This is a genomic window from Pseudomonas mohnii (assembly GCF_900105115.1).
Taxonomy (GTDB): Bacteria; Pseudomonadota; Gammaproteobacteria; order Pseudomonadales; family Pseudomonadaceae; genus Aquipseudomonas; species Aquipseudomonas mohnii.
Genome location: NZ_FNRV01000001.1, coordinates 1,547,442 through 1,566,591, shown reverse-complemented (window position 1 = coordinate 1,566,591; position 19,150 = coordinate 1,547,442). Strand labels below are relative to the sequence as shown.

The 19,150-nt window shown below is 60.6% G+C and carries 15 protein-coding genes; 7 read left to right on the top strand and 8 right to left on the bottom strand.

Annotation, left to right across the window (positions count from 1 at the left end; translation table 11 throughout):
• Positions 1–149: 149 nt before the first annotated feature.
• From BLV61_RS07305 to BLV61_RS07295, 3 genes are all read right to left on the bottom strand, one after another.
• Complete coding sequence (locus BLV61_RS07305; protein ID WP_090463894.1) at positions 150–878, bottom strand: aspartate/glutamate racemase family protein; 729 nt, start codon at positions 876–878, stop codon at positions 150–152.
• A 57-nt stretch (positions 879–935) separates the two neighbouring features.
• Positions 936–2,477 carry an NCS1 family nucleobase:cation symporter-1 gene (locus BLV61_RS07300; protein ID WP_090463891.1) on the bottom strand — a complete coding sequence of 514 codons (1,542 nt, stop codon included), beginning with the start codon at positions 2,475–2,477 and terminating at the stop codon, positions 936–938.
• A gap of 571 nt (positions 2,478–3,048) precedes the next feature.
• The gene (locus BLV61_RS07295; protein WP_090463888.1) at positions 3,049–3,783 is read right to left on the bottom strand and encodes a phosphoadenylyl-sulfate reductase; all 735 of its coding nucleotides are present in this window, start codon (positions 3,781–3,783) and stop codon (positions 3,049–3,051) included.
• 163 nt (positions 3,784–3,946) lie between these two features.
• Here BLV61_RS07295 and thrH point away from each other — a divergent pair, with 163 nt between their 5' ends.
• The gene (gene thrH / locus BLV61_RS07290) at positions 3,947–4,564 is read left to right on the top strand and encodes a bifunctional phosphoserine phosphatase/homoserine phosphotransferase ThrH (protein ID WP_047531540.1); all 618 of its coding nucleotides are present in this window, start codon (positions 3,947–3,949) and stop codon (positions 4,562–4,564) included.
• 122 nt (positions 4,565–4,686) lie between these two features.
• Here the strand turns inward: thrH and pabB are convergent, their stop codons facing one another.
• From pabB to rloA, 4 genes are all read right to left on the bottom strand, one after another.
• Positions 4,687–6,030, bottom strand: coding sequence for an aminodeoxychorismate synthase component I (gene pabB, locus BLV61_RS07285; RefSeq protein ID WP_090463885.1), 1,344 nt, complete (start codon positions 6,028–6,030; stop codon positions 4,687–4,689).
• A gap of 145 nt (positions 6,031–6,175) precedes the next feature.
• The gene (locus BLV61_RS07280; RefSeq protein WP_047531533.1) at positions 6,176–7,162 is read right to left on the bottom strand and encodes an alpha-L-glutamate ligase-like protein; all 987 of its coding nucleotides are present in this window, start codon (positions 7,160–7,162) and stop codon (positions 6,176–6,178) included.
• On the bottom strand, positions 7,162–8,697 hold the full coding sequence (gene rloB, locus BLV61_RS07275; protein ID WP_047531531.1) for an osmotic stress tolerance membrane protein RloB: 1,536 nt from the start codon (positions 8,695–8,697) through the stop codon (positions 7,162–7,164). The genes BLV61_RS07280 and rloB overlap by 1 nt, the downstream gene beginning before the upstream one ends.
• A gap of 5 nt (positions 8,698–8,702) precedes the next feature.
• Positions 8,703–9,239 carry a retropepsin-like aspartic peptidase RloA gene (rloA, locus tag BLV61_RS07270; RefSeq protein ID WP_047531528.1) on the bottom strand — a complete coding sequence of 179 codons (537 nt, stop codon included), beginning with the start codon at positions 9,237–9,239 and terminating at the stop codon, positions 8,703–8,705.
• 300 nt (positions 9,240–9,539) lie between these two features.
• On the opposite strand from rloA, the gene BLV61_RS07265 reads away from it, so the two are divergent.
• The 6 genes from BLV61_RS07265 (at position 9,540) to prpD (ending at position 18,098) form a co-directional block, all read left to right on the top strand.
• Complete coding sequence (locus BLV61_RS07265) at positions 9,540–10,259, top strand: GntR family transcriptional regulator (RefSeq protein ID WP_090463881.1); 720 nt, start codon at positions 9,540–9,542, stop codon at positions 10,257–10,259.
• Positions 10,256–11,149: a methylisocitrate lyase gene (prpB, locus tag BLV61_RS07260; RefSeq protein WP_047531524.1), complete on the top strand. Its 894-nt coding sequence runs from the start codon at positions 10,256–10,258 to the stop codon at positions 11,147–11,149. The genes BLV61_RS07265 and prpB overlap by 4 nt, the downstream gene beginning before the upstream one ends.
• A 146-nt stretch (positions 11,150–11,295) precedes the next feature.
• On the top strand, positions 11,296–12,423 hold the full coding sequence (gene prpC / locus BLV61_RS07255) for a bifunctional 2-methylcitrate synthase/citrate synthase (RefSeq protein WP_047531522.1): 1,128 nt from the start codon (positions 11,296–11,298) through the stop codon (positions 12,421–12,423).
• A 195-nt stretch (positions 12,424–12,618) separates the two neighbouring features.
• Positions 12,619–15,213, top strand: coding sequence for a Fe/S-dependent 2-methylisocitrate dehydratase AcnD (acnD, locus tag BLV61_RS07250; protein ID WP_047531520.1), 2,595 nt, complete (start codon positions 12,619–12,621; stop codon positions 15,211–15,213).
• A gap of 67 nt (positions 15,214–15,280) precedes the next feature.
• On the top strand, positions 15,281–16,471 hold the full coding sequence (gene prpF, locus BLV61_RS07245; RefSeq protein WP_090463878.1) for a 2-methylaconitate cis-trans isomerase PrpF: 1,191 nt from the start codon (positions 15,281–15,283) through the stop codon (positions 16,469–16,471).
• 142 nt (positions 16,472–16,613) lie between these two features.
• The gene (gene prpD / locus BLV61_RS07240; RefSeq protein WP_090463874.1) at positions 16,614–18,098 is read left to right on the top strand and encodes a 2-methylcitrate dehydratase; all 1,485 of its coding nucleotides are present in this window, start codon (positions 16,614–16,616) and stop codon (positions 18,096–18,098) included.
• A gap of 118 nt (positions 18,099–18,216) precedes the next feature.
• Here the strand turns inward: prpD and ppsR are convergent, their stop codons facing one another.
• Positions 18,217–19,035, bottom strand: a complete 819-nt coding sequence (ppsR, locus tag BLV61_RS07235) for a posphoenolpyruvate synthetase regulatory kinase/phosphorylase PpsR (protein WP_047531512.1) — start codon at positions 19,033–19,035, stop codon at positions 18,217–18,219.
• Between the last annotated feature and the right edge of the window lie 115 nt (positions 19,036–19,150).

Genomic DNA, 19,150 nt, shown 5'->3' with positions numbered 1-19,150 from the left:
CAACAGTTAATAGTGGTCGCTATGGAAACCTTCAGCAGTATTTCCGGCTCCCACAGTTTTTGTGTCGTTCCACAATGATGCACACGACACCTGACTATGGGAGCGAGGGTTGCCTCAGGCGGTGTTCCGATGATTAACGATGACGCGGTCTACTGCCCAAACCGCCCCGGCCAGCCAATGATGGTTTTCGGCCGAGGCGTCGCATAAGTCCGCACCTTCGACGTCGACAACCCCAGCCGCACCAGCGATTCGGCAATGGTCACCGCCGCCGTCACGCCGTCCACCACCGGCACTCCAGTGCGTTGGCGAATCTGTTCACCCAGCCCGGCCATGCCGCCACAGCCGAGGCAAATCACTTCGGCCTTGTCCTGGGTCACCGCCAGTTCGGCCTGATGCACGATAGCCTCCAGTGCGCGTTGCGGTTCGTGCTCCAGTTCCAGTACCGCCAGACCACTGGCCCGCACCGACGCGCAACGATCCCAGAGCCCGGACAGTTTGAGGCGATCCTCGATCAGCGGCACCGTGCGGTCTAGGGTGGTGACCACCGAATAGGCATGACCGAGGAACATCGCGGTGCTCGCCGCCGCATCGGTGATGTCCACCACCGGCACGTTAAGCAGTTCCTGCAGGCCTTCGCGGCCGTGCTCGCCGTAGCCGGCCTGAATCACGGCGTCGAAGGGTTGGTCGTAGGACATCACCCGATCCATCACGGCAATGGCCGCCAGATAACTTTCGAAGTTGCCTTCGATGGAGTCGGCACCGAAGTGCGGGGTCAGGCCGACGATTTCCGTGCCGGGGGCTGCAACAGCCTGGGCCGAGCGGGCGATGGCCTGGGTGATGGATTCGGTGGTGTTGACGTTGACCACGAGAATTCGCATGGGGAGTCCTTATAGCGCGTTGGTTCTGCGGCCCGGACTCGCCGGGCCGCCAAGTGATTAATGACTGACGTTGTCGACCGCGATCGCTTCGCCGCTGACATCGGCGTAGTGCGGTTGGCGTTTGGCGATGATCAGGTAGAGCATTCCGGCAATCCCGGCGCCGATCAGCCAGGAGAACGGCGATACGAGGTGGAAGCCCGGCACCAGCGCCAGGACGATGGCGATCAGGGCGGCGGGAATGAACGCCGCCACGGCGCGCAAGTTGACCCCGCGGCTGTAGTAATAGGCGCCGTTCGGGTCTTCGCTGTACAACTGCGGCACGTTGACCTGACCTTTTCGCACCAGCCAGTAGTCGACCATGATCACGCCATACAACGGCCCGAGCAGGGCACCGAGGCCAGACAGGAAGTACACGATCACCAGCGGGCTGTTGTAGAGGTTCCACGGCAGGATCAACACAGCGATGGTCGCGCTGATCAGACCGGCCCGGCGGAATGTCAGGTATTTCGGCGCCAGGTTGCTGAGTACGAAGGCCGGGGCGACGAAGTTGGCCATGATGTTGACCGCGACTGTGACGATCAGGAACGCCAGGCAGCCCAGCACCAGAAAGAAGGTGTTGGGGATCGAGGCGATAATTTCTGTAGGACTTTCAATAATGTGGCCATTGATCTGGAATTGTGCGCCGCACAGCAGCACAGTGATCGCGGCAAACACCAGAATGTTGACCGGCAGACCCCAGAAGTTGCCGACCTTGATGGTCTTGCGGCACGGCGAAGAGCGGGCGAAGTCGCAGAAATTCAGGATCAGCGTGCCGTAGATCGCCAGCCATAGCGCGCCGCCGGCAAAGATGTTGCGCCACATCTCGCCACCGGTCAGTGGTTCGCGGATCGACCAGGCGATGGTTGCATTGGCCTGGGTGTACATCCACGCGGCGAGTGCCGCGACGGTCAGCAGGATCACCGGCCCGGCAAAGGCCTCGTAGCGCCGCACCATCTCCATGCCATAGGCGAGGATCGCCAGTTGCACGAACCAGATCGCCACGAAGCACACCCAGCCCAGGGTAGACAGACCGAGGATCGAGTTGTGGTCGTAATCGGCGAAACCGGGGTGGATGGCGGTCAGTAATACGCGGAACACCACCGAGGCCAGGTACGTCTGAATGCCGAACCAGGCGATGGCGATAACGGCGCGAATCAACGCGGGAATCTGCGCACCGTGAATACCGAAACTGATGCGGCTGATGACCGGGAACGGCACCCCGGTCTTCTGGCCCATGTAGCCGGAGAGGTTCATGAAGCAATACACCAGCGCCGCGCCGATCCCCAGGGACAGCAGAATCTGCCAGCCACCCAGGCCCAGCGCATAGAGGCCGATGGCGAACGAATAGTTGGCGATGTTGTGAACGTCGTTGGTCCACAGGGCAAAGATGCTGTAGCGACCCCAGCGCCGGCCTTCGGCTTTGGTCGGCGCCAGGTCTTTGTTGTGCAGGCGCGGGCTGAGTACCACGGGGGATTGCAGGGTTGGGTCGCAAGGCGTGTGCGTAATGTGGGAGGAGGGTAGATCCAGCGCGATATTGTTGTTGGAGAGACGTGTACGCATTCCGGCAGGCTCCTGATGCTCGACGCCGCGATGACTGTGCATGAGCGCATGGGCTCGACAAATCTTCGTCGCGGGGGCGAATACCATGGGTTACGGGGCATCTGCAGCCTGTACGGGATAGGGCGCTTCAGGCTTGCGGATCTGGTGTGTGTATGTTCTGAATTTATTGTATACAAAACATGTATGCACCTTTGCCAGATCTATGCCAGCCAGGAATCTATAAATTCGGCTGCTCATTTCGTTTTGTTATGAGATGGCGCTAAGTGACTGAAAAGATGGCGATATAAATTGACCGTTCGAACAGGTATTTATTTTTCGACAGGCTTTGTGGGAAAGGTCGACGCAGGAGGTCGGAAAGGCAGGATGTAACTTTTTTGGGCGCTGAAACTAAAAGTGCACACATAAATGGCACTGATGGTGACATTCCTGTGTACACATTTTTTGGTTGGTCACGCCCCCTGTAGGAGCGAGCCTGCTCGCGATGGTCGTTAACGATAACGCTGGAAACCTGACACTCCGCGGCGTTCTCGGGTTCATCGCGAGCAGGCTCGCTCCTACGGTGGGTTTACGCTTAGGACTTGCTGATGATATTGCCCGCGTGCAGCCCGCATTCCTTCTGCGTGGCCTCTTCCCACCACCAGCGGCCTTCGCGCTCGTGCTGGTTCGGCAGCACCGGGCGGGTGCAGGGTTCGCAGCCGATGCTGATGAACCCGCGCTCATGCAGGCTGTTGTACGGCAGCTCCAGCATGCGGATGTAACCCCAGATCTCTTCGCTGGTCATTTGTGCCAGCGGGTTGAATTTGTACAGGGTGCGCTCCGGGGTGGAAAACGCGCCGTCGATTTCCATCACGGCGACTGCGCTGCGAGTGCCGGGGCTCTGATCGCGGCGTTGGCCGGTGGCCCAGGCTTTCACGCCTGACAGCTTGCGGCGCAGCGGCTCGATCTTGCGGATGCCGCAGCATTCGCCATGGCCGTCCTTGTAGAAACTGAACAGGCCCTTTTCCTTCACGAACGGTTCAAGTCTGGTGTAGTCCGGCGACACCAGTTCGATGTCGATCTTGTAGTGCTCGCGCACTTGATCGATGAAGCGGTAGGTCTCGGGGTGCAAGCGACCGGTGTCGAGACTGAACACCTTGACGTTCTTGTTCAGCTTCCAGGCCATGTCCACCAGCACCACATCCTCGGCACCGCTGAAAGATATCCACAGGTCATCGCCAAACTCGGCGAAGGCGAGTTTCAGGATGTCCTGGGCGGATTTGTTGGCATAGGTCGTGGCGAGTTCCACGACGTCGAACGTTGGGCTCATCAGGGCGGCTTCCTACAGGTCATTGGCGCTGGGCGCTCTATAGGGGGCCGATGGTAACAAAAAGCTGCGCCGGTCGGGGTGTCCTCTGCGTTGCGCGGTGGGGGAGTAATCGCTAGAGTTCGGGCTCGCTCGACTCAATAAACAATACAAATGGGAGTGTCTTGTGGAAATTGCCTGTCTGGACCTTGAAGGTGTGCTGGTCCCGGAAATCTGGATCGCCTTCGCCGAAAAAACCGGGATCGAATCCCTCAGGGCCACCACCCGGGACATTCCCGACTACGACGTGTTGATGAAGCAGCGCCTGCGGATTCTCGACGAACACGGCCTGAAGCTCGCGGATATCCAGGAAGTGATCGCCACGCTCAAGCCGCTGGACGGCGCCATCGAGTTCGTCAACTGGCTGCGCGAGCGCTTCCAGGTAGTGATTCTGTCGGACACCTTCTACGAATTTTCCCAGCCGTTGATGCGTCAACTGGGCTTCCCGACCTTGCTGTGCCATCGTCTGATCACCGACGATGCCGGCCGGGTGACCAGCTATCAGTTGCGTCAGAAAGATCCGAAGCGCCAGTCGGTGTTGTCCTTCAAGAGCCTGTACTACCGGGTCATTGCCGCCGGTGATTCCTACAACGACACCACGATGCTGGGCGAGGCCGATGCCGGCATCCTGTTCCATGCACCGGACAACGTAATCCGCGAGTTCCCGCAGTTCCCGGCGGTGCACACCTTTGAAGACCTGAAACAGGAATTCATCAAGGCTTCCAGCCGCGCCCTGAGCCTGTAACACGCCCCCTGCAGGAGCGAGCCTGCTCGCGATGGACGTCAACGATACGCGTTTAGTCTGAGCGCGAGCGGGGTCTCCAGGTTCATCGCGAGCAGGCTCGCTCCTACAGGGAACGTTGTTAATCAGAGGCTTTGCAGGGTATCGAGCAACACCTTCACCTTGGTGATCGATTCCTGATATTCGGCTTGCCACTCGGAATCGGCGACAATCCCGCCGCCGCCCCAGCAACACACCTGCCCGTCTTTCATCAGCAAGCTGCGAATGGCGATGGAGCTGTCCATCTCGCCGCGCACGTCCAGATACAGCAGCGAGCCGCAATACAGTCCGCGCCGGGTCGGTTCGAGCTCGTCGATGATCTGCATCGCGCGAATTTTCGGTGCACCGGTAATCGAGCCGCCGGGGAAACTGCCGGCGATCAAATCCAGTGCATCACGATCCTCCGCCAACATGCCGGTGACACTGCTCACCAGATGATGGACGTTCGGGTAACTTTCAAGGCTGAACAATTCCGGCACCGAGACCGAACCGGTCCGGCAGGTGCGGCCGAGATCGTTGCGCAGCAGGTCGACGATCATCAGGTTTTCCGCGCGATCCTTGGCGCTGGCCAGCAGTTCGGCGGCATTCGCCGCATCTTCGGCGGGCGTGACGCCGCGAGGGCGAGTGCCTTTGATTGGCCGGGTTTCAACCCGTCGCTCACTGACTTTGACGAAACGCTCCGGCGACAGGCTCAGCACGGCGGCGCCGTCGGGCAAGCGCTGGAAGCCGGAAAACGGTGTCGGGCACGCCGCCCGCAACGCGCAGTACGCGGCCCATGGATCGCCCTGGCAAGGGGCGCGGAAGCGCTGGGCGAAGTTGACCTGATAGCAGTCACCCGCCTGGATGTATTGCTGAATGCGCTCAATGGCGTGGCGATATTGGTCGGCGCTCAGGTCGGCACTCATCGGCCCTTGCAGTTTGAAAGCCTCGACCGGTTCAATCGCAGGCTGCTCGAACAGCTGTATCAAACGCTCGCGCTCGCTATCAGCCAGCGCAGGATGAAACACCAGCTGGCTGGTCTGCCGTTGGTGATCGCTGATCAGCGCCCAGTCGTACAGGCCGAAGCGCGCATCCGGTAATTGCAGGTCGTCCAGGGCCTGGCTCGGCAGGTGTTCCAGATGGCGGCCGAAGTCGTAGCTCAGGTAACCGATCAAGCCGCCAGCGAACGGCAGTTCACAGGCCAAAGGCAGGGACGCTTCGCCGAGCCGCGTCAGGTTTTCCCGCAGGCGTTGCAGGAAATCAGCGCCGCTTTCGTCGGGCGATACCGTCAGTTGTTCCAGTGGCCAGGCGCTGAGCAGGTCATAGCGCCCGCGTTCGGCACTTGGCCGGCCGCTGTCGAGCAGCACGGCGCCGGGGGCATGGCGGATGGCCGCGAAATAATCGGCGGGGTTGGCGCGATAGGGAAGCGGGTGTACGGAACAGGTCAACATGAGTGAGGGCGATCGGCCGTTGAGGCGGGGTGGCGATTGTAGTCCCCTCGGGGAATTGCTCCTAGAGGGGAAGTCGGGGATTGGCAGGCTGAGGGCGATTGGCGGGGGGGTGTGGCGAGGGAGCTTGCTCCCTCGCCACAGGGGGTCAGCCCTCGACGGTCGGGATATGCCCGAACATCTCCTGCACAAAGGCTACGCGCTCTTCTACGGTTTCGGTCACGCCCCGAGCCTTCAGGTCTTCGAGTCGCGCTTCGACCGCATGGGTGCGCAGGGTCAGGCCGCAGTCGTTGGCGATCTGAATGTTCAAGCCTGGCCGCGCATTGAGTTCGAGAATCAGCGGACCTTTTTCCTGGTCCAGCACCATGTCGACACCGATGTAGCCCAGGCCACACAGCTCGTAGCACCCGGCGGCGAGTTTCATGAAACCGTCCCAGTAGGGCAGTTGCACGCCGTCAACGGCGTTGGTGGTGTCCGGGTGTTTGTTGATGATGTTGTTCAGCCAGGTGCCGCGCAAGGTCAGGCCGGTGGCCAGGTCGACACCGACACCGATGGCGCCCTGGTGCAGGTTGGCCTTGCCGCTGGACTGGCGGGTCGGCAGGCGCAGCATGGCCATGACCGGGTAACCCATCAGCACGATGATGCGGATGTCCGGCACGCCTTCATAACTGATGCTCTTGAAGATCTGGTCCGGGATCACCCGGTATTCGATCAATGCCCGGTCGCGATGCCCGCCGAGGGAGTACAGGCCGGTCAGGATGCTGGAGATATGGTGCTCGATCTCCTCGTGACTGATGATCTTGCCCGATACCGTGCGAAAGCGGCCCTCGAAGCGGTCGGCAACCACAATGATGCCGTCACCGCCGGCGCCCTGGGCCGGTTTGATCACGAAGTCGCTGCGTTCGCCGATGATATCGCCGAGCTTGTCGATTTCCTTTTCGGTGGAAATCACGCCATACAGTTCCGGCACATGAATACCGGCGGCGATGGCACGTTCCTTGGTGAGGATCTTGTCGTCGACGATAGGGTACAGGCTGCGCTTGTTGTACTTGAGCACATAGTCCGCGTTGCGTCGGTTGATCCCCATGATGCCCCGCGCTTCCAGGGCCTTCCAGGTCTTCCAGAAGCCGAACATCAGCTGTCAGCCTTCTTCAGAAAAGCCTTGAACCGCACCAGTTCGGTCAGGCGATAACCGCGATAGCGACCCATCGCCAGCATGAAGCCCACCATGATCAGCAGGATCGCCGGGAAGGTGAAGACGAAGTACACCAGCTCCGGCACGGTCATGATCAAGTGCGCCAGGGAGGCGGCGAAGAGCGTGCCGATCGCCACTTTCATGGCATGGCTTGCACCGCGTTCTTCCCAGGTGATCGACAGGCGTTCAATGGTCATGGTCAGAATCACCATCGGGAACAGCGCCACGGACAACCCGCGCTCCAGGCCAAGCTTGTGGCTGAACAGGCTGATGGCCGCAATCAGTACCACCACGAACGTCAGCACCACGGACAGCCTCGGCAGCATCTGCAGCTTCAGGTGTTCGAGGTAGGAACGCAGCGACAGCCCCAGTGCCGTGATGATGGTAAACAGCACGATGCCGAAACCGAGCTGGGTCTCGCGGAAGGCCAGGGCGATCAGCACCGGGGTAAAGGTGCCCAGTGTCTGCAGGCCGACCAGGTTGCGCAGGATCAGGATCACCAGCACGCCGATCGGGATCATCACCATGATCATGAAGGTCTGCTGGGTTTGCAGCGGCAGGCCGTACAACGAGTATTCGAGGAAGTTGGCGTCAGTGTTTTCGTCGGTCAGCTTCGCCAGGCGAATGGCGTTCATTTCACTGTTGTTCAGGCTGAAGGTCACGTTGGCCTTTTTGCCACCATCGACGGTGATCAGGTTTTCGTCGCCCGTCCACCACAGCAGGCGGTCGGTTGGCAGCCCCTGTTCACCGGTTTCCGGGTTGAAGTACAACCAGTCGGTGCCGTTGAAGCTGCGCAGCCAGAGTTCCGGGGTTTGCGGCTGGTCGGCCACCAGGCGAATGGTGTGGACTTTCTCGATGGGCACGTGGGCGATGGACAGCAGCAGTTCGACGATTCGGGCCTTGTGCACGGTGGATGGATCACCGGCCAGCAGCAGCTTCACGTTGTCGTCGTTGAGGTTGTTGACCCGCTTGATGGCTTCGCCGATGAACGTCTCGACGTCGGCCGAGTGTTGGCGAATCGGTGCGAGCAGGGCTTCGGCAGCGATTTTTTCCGGACCCTCCACGGCGATGCTGTCTCGGAAAGTCGGGCCCTTGACCTTGGACTTTTCACCGGAGTACCGCTTGGTCAGCACCAGGCGGTAATACAGCGTCTGGTTGCCCTTGGCCCGGCGTGCCGACCAGGTGACCTTGCGATTGCCGTCGACCCGGTTCACGGCGACACCATAGTTATTGGAGATGAAGCTCTCGTTGAGGCTGACGAAATCGCGGCTCAGTGGCGGCACGAACATCTGGATCTTGACCGGGTCCTTGGCACTGGCGACGAACTCGACCTTGGCGTCGATGTTCCACAAGTCGTCGGTGGCGTCTTCGGTGACCGGGATCCCGAGCACGAAGATCTGATAGGCCGTGACTGAAATGCCCAGGATCACCAGGATGGCGATCAGCAGTTTCAGATGGAGGGTAAGAGAGCGCATTTAAATTACTCTGCGGTATGAGCGTCGGTGGTGCAGGCGGGTTTGCCGGCAGCATATTTAAGGCTGGGGTCGACCAGCGCGTCGAAGCGTTTGAGCGCTTCGGAGCCAATCAGGAGCGGGTATTGGAAAGCGCTGCGGTCGGTCAGGTTCACTTCGATGCTGCGCAGGGCCGAGCCCATGCAGATATCCAGCTCGATCACCGGGCGGGCCGTGTACTTCTTGCCTTCTTCCGGGTCGTAGTCGCCGGCCCGACGCTTGATCTTGCTGACCCGGGCCAGCGGTCGTTCGATCGGGTGCGAATGGGCGGCGTCGATGGCCAGATAGAAACGCACCCACGACTCGCCGTTGCGTTTGAAGCGCTTGATGTCGCGGGCGCTCAGGGAAGCGGTTTTCGCTCCGGTATCAAGCTTGGCGGCCACTTCGAGGTCGATACCGCCCAGGGACGCGTATTCATTGAGGCCGTATACGGTCTTTTCCCCTGCCGCCGCGAAGCCGGGCAGGCAAAGAAAATAAAGGAATGTGGGGAAGGGCTTGAGTCTCATAAATCCTGGTGCGCAGCGGTCCGTACTTCGATTCAAGGCCCTGGCATCGCTGCACAAGTTCCCTCGTATGCCTATCAGGGTTTTATGACAGACAGTGCAGATGCGGCAAACAAATGCGGGCGGCATTCTAGCACGGTGGTTTTGTGGCGCCAGCGCTGACCGGCGGCTATAAACAGCGGTTCATGTGTGGTGATGGTGCAGACGGTTATTAGACGATTGTCGACAATATCTAATTATCCTTTGACTAAGACGCCTTGATTCGCTAGTTTTTGCGGCATTAGCTTTCAAGGTGTCGACAATATGCTGGATCAACTCGATCCCCCGATGGTCACCCAAGATGATTCGGAAACACTTTCCGAAAACGTCTTCCGGCGCATTCAGGCGGCCATCGTCAAGGGTGAGATCGCCCCGGGCAGCAAAATCTCCGAGCCAGAGCTGGCGCGCACCTATGGCATCAGCCGGGGGCCGCTGCGTGAGGCCATCCACCGCCTCGAAGGCCAGCGCCTGCTGGTGCGTGTACCCCACGTCGGTGCGCGGGTGGTGTCGCTGAACCATGCCGAATTGCTGGAGCTTTACGAAATCCGTGAGTCCCTCGAAGGCATGGCCTGTCGCCTGGCCGCCGAGCGCATGACCCTCGAAGAAATCGACGAACTGCGCCAGGTTCTCGAAACCCATGAACGCGATGAAGCGTTTCAGGCGGGTCGGGGCTACTACCAGCAGGAAGGCGATTTCGACTTCCATTACCGAATCATCCAGGGCAGCGGCAACCGTACCCTGACGCAAATGCTCTGCGGCGAGCTGTATCAATTGGTGCGCATGTACCGCATTCAGTTTTCCACTACGCCCAATCGCCCGCGCCAGGCCTTCGCCGAGCACCACCGAATTCTCGATGCCATCGCCGACCGTGACGGTGAACTGGCCGAGTTGTTGATGCGCCGCCACATCGGCGCTTCCAAACGCAATATCGCCCGTCATTATCAGGACGGCGCCAACCCGACAGCCAAACGAGGTGAGTCATGAGTTTGAACAAGAGCACTCCAGGCCAGCGTTTCCGCGATGCGGTCGCCAGCGAGCATCCATTGCAAGTGGTCGGCGCGATCAACGCCAACCACGCGCTGCTGGCCAAGCGCGCCGGTTTCAAGGCGATCTACCTGTCGGGTGGCGGGGTGGCTGCCGGTTCCCTTGGCGTACCTGACCTGGGCATCACCGGCCTGGATGACGTGCTGACCGACGTGCGTCGCATCACCGACGTCTGCGACCTGCCGCTGCTGGTGGACGTCGACACCGGTTTCGGCTCCTCGGCGTTCAACGTCGCCCGTACTGTCAAGTCGATGATCAAGTTCGGCGCCGCGGCGATTCACATCGAAGACCAGGTCGGCGCCAAGCGTTGCGGCCACCGTCCTAACAAAGAAATCGTGTCGCAGCAGGAAATGGTCGACCGCATCAAGGCCGCCGTCGATGCCCGTACCGATGACAGCTTCGTGATCATGGCCCGTACCGATGCCCTGGCAGTGGAAGGTCTGGAGTCCGCCCTGGATCGCGCCGCCGCGTGCATCGAGGCCGGCGCCGACATGGTGTTCCCGGAAGCCATCACTGAACTGGAGATGTACAAGCTGTTCGCCAGCCGCGTGAAAGCGCCGATCCTGGCCAACATCACCGAATTCGGCGCGACACCGCTGTACACCACCGAGCAACTGGCCGGTGCCGACGTATCGCTGGTGCTGTACCCGCTGTCGGCTTTCCGCGCCATGAACAAGGCTGCCGAGAACGTCTACACCGCGATTCGCCGCGACGGCACGCAACAGAACGTCATCGACACCATGCAGACTCGCATGGAGCTTTACGATCGCATCGACTACCACACCTTCGAACAGAAGCTCGACGCGTTGTTTGCGCAAAAGAAAGGCTGAATCAAACCCTGTAGGAGCGAGCCTGCTCGCGATGGACGCCAACGATAACGCGGTGTCCCTGATGCACCGAGGTGATCCGTCCACCTTCGCGAGCAGGCTCGCTCCTACAAGTTTCCCTAACAAATTCAAGAAGACTGGAGACAGTAATGGCCGAAGCAAAAGTACTCAGTGGCGCCGGACTCCGTGGCCAGGTTGCCGGGCAAACCGCACTGTCCACCGTGGGCCAGTCGGGCGCAGGCCTGACCTATCGCGGCTACGATGTTCGCGAACTGGCAGCTGACGCACAATTCGAAGAAGTCGCCTACCTGCTGCTGTACGGCGAATTGCCGAGCAAGGCACAACTGGCGGCCTACATCACCAAGCTGAGCAAACTGCGCGACCTGCCGCAAGCGCTGAAAGAAGTGCTGGAACGCATCCCCGCCGACGCCCACCCGATGGATGTGATGCGCACCGGTTGCTCGTTCCTGGGCAACCTGGAACCGGAGCTGGACTTCTCCGAGCAACACGACAAGACCGACCGCCTGCTGGCCGCGTTCCCGGCGATCATGACCTACTGGTATCGCTTCAGCCACGACGGCAAGCGCATCGACTGTGTGACCGACGAGCCGTCCATCGGTGGCCATTTCCTGCACCTGCTGCATGGCAAAAAGCCGAGCGAGTTGCATGTCAAAGTGATGAACGTGTCGCTGATCCTCTACGCAGAGCACGAGTTCAACGCTTCGACCTTCACCGCACGGGTTTGCGCATCGACCCTGTCCGACCTGTATTCCTGCATCACCGCGGCTATCGGTTCGCTGCGCGGTCCGCTGCACGGCGGCGCCAACGAAGCGGCGATGGAAATGATCGAGCGTTTCTCGTCGCCTGAAGAGGCGGTCGAGGGCACCCTCGGCATGCTGGCGCGCAAGGACAAGATCATGGGCTTCGGCCACGCGATCTATAAGGACAACGATCCACGCAACGAGGTGATCAAGGGCTGGTCGAAAAAACTCGCCGACGAAGTGGGCGACAAGGTGTTGTTCCCGGTTTCCGAAGCCATCGACGCCACCATGTGGGAGCAGAAGAAACTGTTCCCGAACGCCGACTTCTACCATGCCTCGGCGTACCACTTCATGGGCATCCCGACCAAGTTGTTCACGCCGATCTTCGTTTGCTCGCGCCTGACCGGCTGGGCCGCCCACGTGTACGAACAACGCGCCAACAACCGCATCATCCGCCCGAGCGCCGAGTACATCGGCGTCGAGCAGCGCAAGTTCGTGCCAATCGAACAACGCTGAATGGTCGGGGCCTGCACCGGGATCTGAATTCAACGCAGATCCCTGTAGGAGCGAGCCTGCTCGCGATGGAATGTCATACACATTGGTGTCGACTGACACACCATCGCGAGCAGGCTCGCTCCCACAGTGGAAAGTGTTGACTTCATGCCCGGTGCCATCCCCACCCTTTGTAATTACCGTGACCGAGTCCTGACGATGAACACAAAATTTCGCAAATCGCTGCCTGGCAGCCAGCTGGATTACTTCGATGTCCGTGCGGCTGTCGAAGCCATTCAGCCAGGCGCCTACGACACCCTGCCGTACACCTCTCGCGTGCTGGCGGAAAACCTTGTGCGTCGCTGCGACCCGGCCACGCTTAACGAATCCCTGAAGCAGTTCATCGAGCGCAAGCGCGACCTCGACTTCCCGTGGTTTCCGGCCCGCGTGGTGTGCCACGACATTCTCGGCCAGACCGCGCTGGTCGACCTCGCCGGCCTGCGTGACGCCATCGCCCTGCAAGGCGGCGATCCGGCGCAAGTGAACCCGGTGGTGCCGACCCAATTGATCGTCGACCACTCCCTGGCCGTCGAGCGCGGTGGCTTCGATCCGCAAGCGTTCGAAAAGAACCGCGCCATCGAAGACCGTCGTAACGAAGACCGTTTCCACTTCATCAACTGGACCAAGAAGGCGTTCAAGAACGTCGACGTGATCCCGCCGGGCAACGGCATCATGCACCAGATCAACCTGGAGAAAATGTCTCCGGTGATCCAGGTCCGTGATGGCGTGGCGTTCCCCGACACCTGCGTCGGCACCGACAGCCACACCCCGCACGTCGATGCGCTGGGTGTGATAGCCATCGGCGTTGGTGGCCTGGAAGCGGAAAGCGTGATGCTCGGTCGTGCATCGTGGATGCGTCTGCCGGAAAGCGTGGGCGTTGAATTGACTGGCAAGCTGCAGCCGGGCATCACCGCCACCGACATGGTGCTGGCGCTGACCGAGTTCCTGCGCAAGCAAAAAGTTGTTGGCGCATGGCTGGAGTTCTTCGGCGAAGGCGCTGCCGCGCTGACCCTCGGCGACCGCGCGACCATCTCCAACATGGCCCCGGAATACGGCGCCACGGCGGCGATGTTCTACATCGACCAGCAGACCATCGACTACCTCAAGCTCACCGGTCGTGAAGACGAGCAGGTGCAGTTGGTGGAGAACTACGCCAAGACCACGGGCCTCTGGGCTGACAGCCTGAAGGACGCGCAATACGAGCGCGGCCTGACGTTCGACCTGTCCACGGTGGTGCGCAACATGGCCGGCCCGAGCAACCCGCACGCCCGTGTCGCGGTGTCGGATCTGGCGGCCAAAGGCATCTCCGGCAAGTGGGAAGATGTGCCGGGGCAAATGCCCGACGGCGCGGTGATCATCGCTGCCATCACCAGTTGCACCAATACCAGCAACCCACGCAACGTGATTGCCGCGGGCTTGCTGGCGCGCAACGCCAACAAGCTGGGTCTGACCCGCAAGCCATGGGTCAAGTCGTCCCTGGCGCCTGGCTCGAAAACCGTGGCGCTGTACCTGGATGAAGCCGGCCTGACCACCGAGCTGGAACAACTCGGTTTCGGCGTCGTCGCCTTTGCCTGCACCACGTGCAATGGCATGTCCGGCGCGCTGGATCCGGTGATCCAGCAAGAGATCATCGACCGCGACCTGTACGCCACCGCAGTGCTGTCCGGTAACCGCAACTTCGACGGACGGATCCATCCGTACGCCAAGCAAGCGTTCCTCGCGTCGCCGCCACTGGTGGTCGCGTACGCCATTGCCGGCACCATCCGCTTCGACATCGAGAAGGATGTGCTGGGTGTGGTTGACGGCAAGGAAATTCGCCTCAAGGACATCTGGCCAAGCGACGAAGAGATCAACGCGGTCGTTAAAGCCTCGGTGAAGCCGGAGCAGTTCCGTCAGGTGTACATCCCGATGTTCGCCATCCACGAAGACACTGGCCCGAAAGTCGCGCCGCTGTATGAGTGGCGCGAGATGAGCACCTACATCCGCCGTCCGCCGTACTGGGAAGGCGCGCTGGCCGGTGCCCGTCCGCTCAAGGGCATGCGCCCGCTGGCCGTGCTGCCGGACAACATCACCACCGACCACCTGTCGCCGTCCAACGCGATCATGCTCGACAGCGCAGCTGGTGAATACCTGGCGAAAATGGGCTTGCCGGAAGAGGACTTCAACTCTTACGCGACTCACCGTGGTGACCACCTCACCGCGCAGCGCGCCACCTTCGCCAACCCGAAACTGTTCAACGAAATGGTTCAGGAAAACGGCAAGGTCAAGCAGGGCTCGCTGGCTCGTGTGGAGCCGGAAGGCAAAGTCATGCGCATGTGGGAAGCCATCGAAACTTACATGGACCGCAAGCAGCCGCTGATCATCATCGCCGGTGCCGACTACGGTCAGGGCTCGTCCCGCGACTGGGCGGCCAAGGGCGTGCGCCTGGCTGGCGTGGAGGCGATTGCCGCTGAAGGTTTCGAGCGCATTCACCGCACCAACCTGGTGGGCATGGGCGTGTTGCCGCTGGAATTCAAGCCGGGCACCAATCGTCACACCCTGGCCATCGACGGCAGTGAAACCTATGACGTGGTGGGCGAACGCACCCCGCGCGCCGAGTTGACGCTGGTGATCCATCGCAAGAACGGCGAGCGCGTCGAAGTGCCGGTGACCTGCCGTCTCGACACCGCCGAAGAAGTGTCGATCTACGAGGCCGGCGGCGTGCTGCAACGCTTCGCCCAGGACTTCCTCGAAGAATCGGCGGTTGCCGTTTAACACGCGCAGCACAGACACGGGACTTTTGAGTCCCGTGTCTTTTTCCAGATCAGGAGTAACGAGCACCATGGCTCATGCACCGCAAATCAAGATTCCCGCCACCTACATGCGCGGCGGCACCAGCAAAGGCGTGTTCTTCAGCCAGCGAGACTTGCCTGAAGCGGCCCAGGTTCCAGGCCCGGCCCGCGACGCCTTGCTGCTGCGCGTAATCGGCAGCCCCGACCCGTACGAAAAACAAATCGACGGCATGGGCGGCGCGACGTCGAGCACCAGCAAAACCGTGATCCTGTCGAAAAGCATCAAGGCCGATCACGACGTCGATTACCTGTTCGGTCAGGTCTCCATCGACAAGCCTTTCGTGGACTGGAGCGGCAACTGCGGCAACTTGTCCGCGGCGGTCGGTTCGTTCGCCATCAGCAACGGTCTGGTGGACGCCAGCCGCATTCCGCACAACGGCGTGGCCGTGGTGCGCGTATGGCAGGCCAACATCGGCAAGACCATCATCGCCCATGTGCCGATCACCAACGGCGAAGTGCAGGAAACCGGCGATTTCGAACTCGACGGCGTGACCTTCCCGGCCGCTGAAGTGCAGGTCGAATTCATGGACCCGGCAGCGGAAGAAGAGGGCGGTGGCGGGTCGATGTTCCCGACCGGCAACCTGATCGATGATCTGGAAGTGCCCGGCGTCGGCACCCTCAAGGCGACCATGATCAACGCCGGCATCCCGACGATTTTCGTCAATGCCGAGGACATCGGCTACAAGGGTACCGAGTTGCAGGGTGCGATCAATGGCGACCCGAAAGCGCTGCAGATGTTCGAAACCATCCGCGCTTATGGCGCGCTGCGCATGGGCCTGATTGCCAACATCGACGAAGCGGCCAAGCGCCAGCACACGCCGAAAGTGGCGTTCGTGGCCAAACCGGCCGAGTATGTCTCGTCCAGCGGCAAGTTGGTCTCGGCGAGTGATGTCGACCTGCTGGTGCGTGCGTTGTCGATGGGCAAGTTGCACCACGCGATGATGGGCACGGCGGCTGTTGCCATCGGCACGGCGGCGGCGATTACCGGCACCCTGGTCAACCTCGCGGCGGGCGGAGTCGAGCGCAACGCGGTGCGCTTCGGTCACCCGTCCGGCACCTTGCGCGTCGGCGCTGAAGCCAGCCAGGTCAATGGCGAATGGACCGTGAACAAAGCCATCATGAGCCGCAGTGCGCGGGTGTTGATGGAAGGTTACGTTCGCGTGCCGGGTGATTCGTTCTGATTGACGCATAACCCAGTAGGAGCGAGCCTGCTCGCGATGCACCTGAGAGCACCGCTGGGTGTCAGGCACCCAGCGTTATCGTCGATGACCATCGTCGGAACGCCGCCCGGAGCAAGCTCGCTCCTGCAAGGGGGAATCGAACATGAGCGCCAACGTTGACCTCAATAACCGTCCGGACTACGACCGGGTGCTGCAGGACATCGCCGATTACGTACTCGATTACACCATCGAGTCCCGGGAAGCCCTCGACACCGCTCGCAACTGCCTGATGGACACCCTTGGCTGCGGGTTGCTGGCCCTGCGTTTCCCTGAGTGCACCAAACACCTGGGGCCCATCGTCGAAGGCACTGTCGTGCCGTTCGGCGCTCGCGTGCCCGGCACCAACTACCGCCTCGATCCGGTCAAGGCTGCCTGGGACATTGGCTGCATCGTGCGCTGGCTCGACTACAACGACACCTGGCTCGCGGCTGAGTGGGGCCATCCGTCGGATAATCTCGGCGGGATTCTCGCGGTGGCCGATCACTTGTCGCAAAAGCGTATGGCCAATGGTGAGGCGCCGTTGACGGTTCGCACGGTGCTGGAAGCGATGGTCATGGCCCATGAGATTCAAGGCGTGATTGCGCTGGAAAATTCGTTCAATCGTGTAGGCCTTGATCACGTCATTCTGGTGAAGGTCGCCTCGACGGCGGTCTGCGCCAAGCTGATGGGGGCCAATCGCGAGCAGTTACTCTCGGCGCTGTCTCACGCCTTCGTCGACGGCCAGGCGCTGCGTTCCTATCGCCATGCACCGAATGCCGGCTCGAGAAAATCCTGGGCGGCGGGCGACGCGTCCAGTCGTGGTGTTCGTCTGGCGGACATCGCCATGCGTGGCGAAATGGGCATTCCCGGTGTGTTGAGTGCCAGGCAGTGGGGTTTTTATGACGTGCTGTTCAGCCACACCAATAAGGACCTGGCGCTAAAGCCCGAAGACCAACGGGCGTTCAGTTTTTCCCGGCCGTACGGCAGTTATGTGATGGAAAACGTGTTGTTCAAGATCAGTTTTCCCGCCGAGTTCCACGCACAAACAGCCTGTGAAGCCGCAGTGACCCTGCACCCGCAGGTGCGAAACCGTCTGCACGACATCGACCGGATCGTCATCACCACCCACGAATCGGCGATACGCATCATTTCCAAGGTCGGCCCTTTGGCCAATGCCGCCGACCGCGATCACTGCCTCCAGTACATGACCGCCGTGCCACTGGCATTCGGCAATCTGGTGGCCGAACACTATGAAGATGACTTCCACAAGGCACATCCGATCATCGATGTGTTGCGCGAGAAAATGGTCATCGTCGAAAACCCGGTTTACACCCGTGAGTACCTGGAGGCCGACAAGCGTTCCATTGCCAATGCCATTCAGGTTTTTTTCAAGGACGGTTCCAGCACCGAGAACGTGGTGGTGGAGTACCCGATCGGCCACCGACGGCGCCGTGCCGAGGGTATTCCGCTGCTGGAGGATAAATTCAAGGCGAACTTGCTGACACGATTCATCGGGCAGCGGAGCGCCGAGATTTTTGCGTTGTGCAAGGATCAGGCAGCGCTTGAAGCGACGCCTGTTAATAGATTTGTGGATTTGTTTGTGACCTAGAAGATCGCGTTATCGTTCAATCGACAGCAGGCTGGCTCCCACCGTTGATTTGCGTTCACCGCAAATCAACGGTGGGAGCCAGCCTGCTGGCGATAGGGCCGGAACCGGCGATAGAAACTTACTTGAAGCGCCGTTCGACACCTTTCTCCACCAGAATTTTCGCGGAGATTTCTTCAACGGAAAAATGCGTGGAGTTGATGTGCGGGATGTTTTCGCGGCGGAACAGGTTTTCCACTTCGCGCACTTCGAACTCGCACTGGGCGTAGCTCGAATAGCGGCTGTTGGGCTTGCGCTCGTTGCGTATCGCGGTGAGGCGATCCGGGTCGATGGTCAGGCCAAACAGTTTGTGCTGGTGGGCGCGCAGGGCGCTGGGCAGTTGCAGGCGCTCCATGTCGTCTTCGGTCAGCGGGTAGTTGGCGGCGCGGATACCGAACTGCATGGCCATGTACAGGCAGGTGGGGGTCTTGCCGCAACGCGACACGCCCACCAGGATCAGGTCGGCTTTGTCGTAGTAGTGCGTGCGGGCGCCGTCGTCGTTGTCGAGGGCGAAGTTCACCGCCTCGATCCGCTCCATGTAATTGGTGTTGGCGCCGATGGAGTGGGATTTGCCGACGGTGTAGGAAGAATGCTCGGTCAGTTCCTGTTCGAGAGGCGCCAGGAAGGTCGAGAAAATGTCGATCATGAAACCATTGGAAGTCGCGAGGATCTCACGAATGTCCTGATTGACGATGGTGTCGAAGATAATCGGACGGAAGCCGTCGGTTTCGGCGGCTCTGTTGATTTGTTGTACCATGGCCCGCGCTTTATCCGCGTTGTCGATGTACGGCCGGGTGAATTTGCTGAAGGTAATGTTCTCGAACTGCGCCAGGAGGCTTTGACCCAGGGTTTCGGCGGTAATGCCGGTGCCATCGGAGATAAAGAAAGCAGATCGTTTCATTTGCACCTTGGGCCTTAAGCTAGTAACGAATCTTGGATATGATAGGCGCGATTTGTCGGCCGCCAATGGCCCGCATTCTCACTTATTTTCCAGGTCCAGGCCATACAGCTGGCAA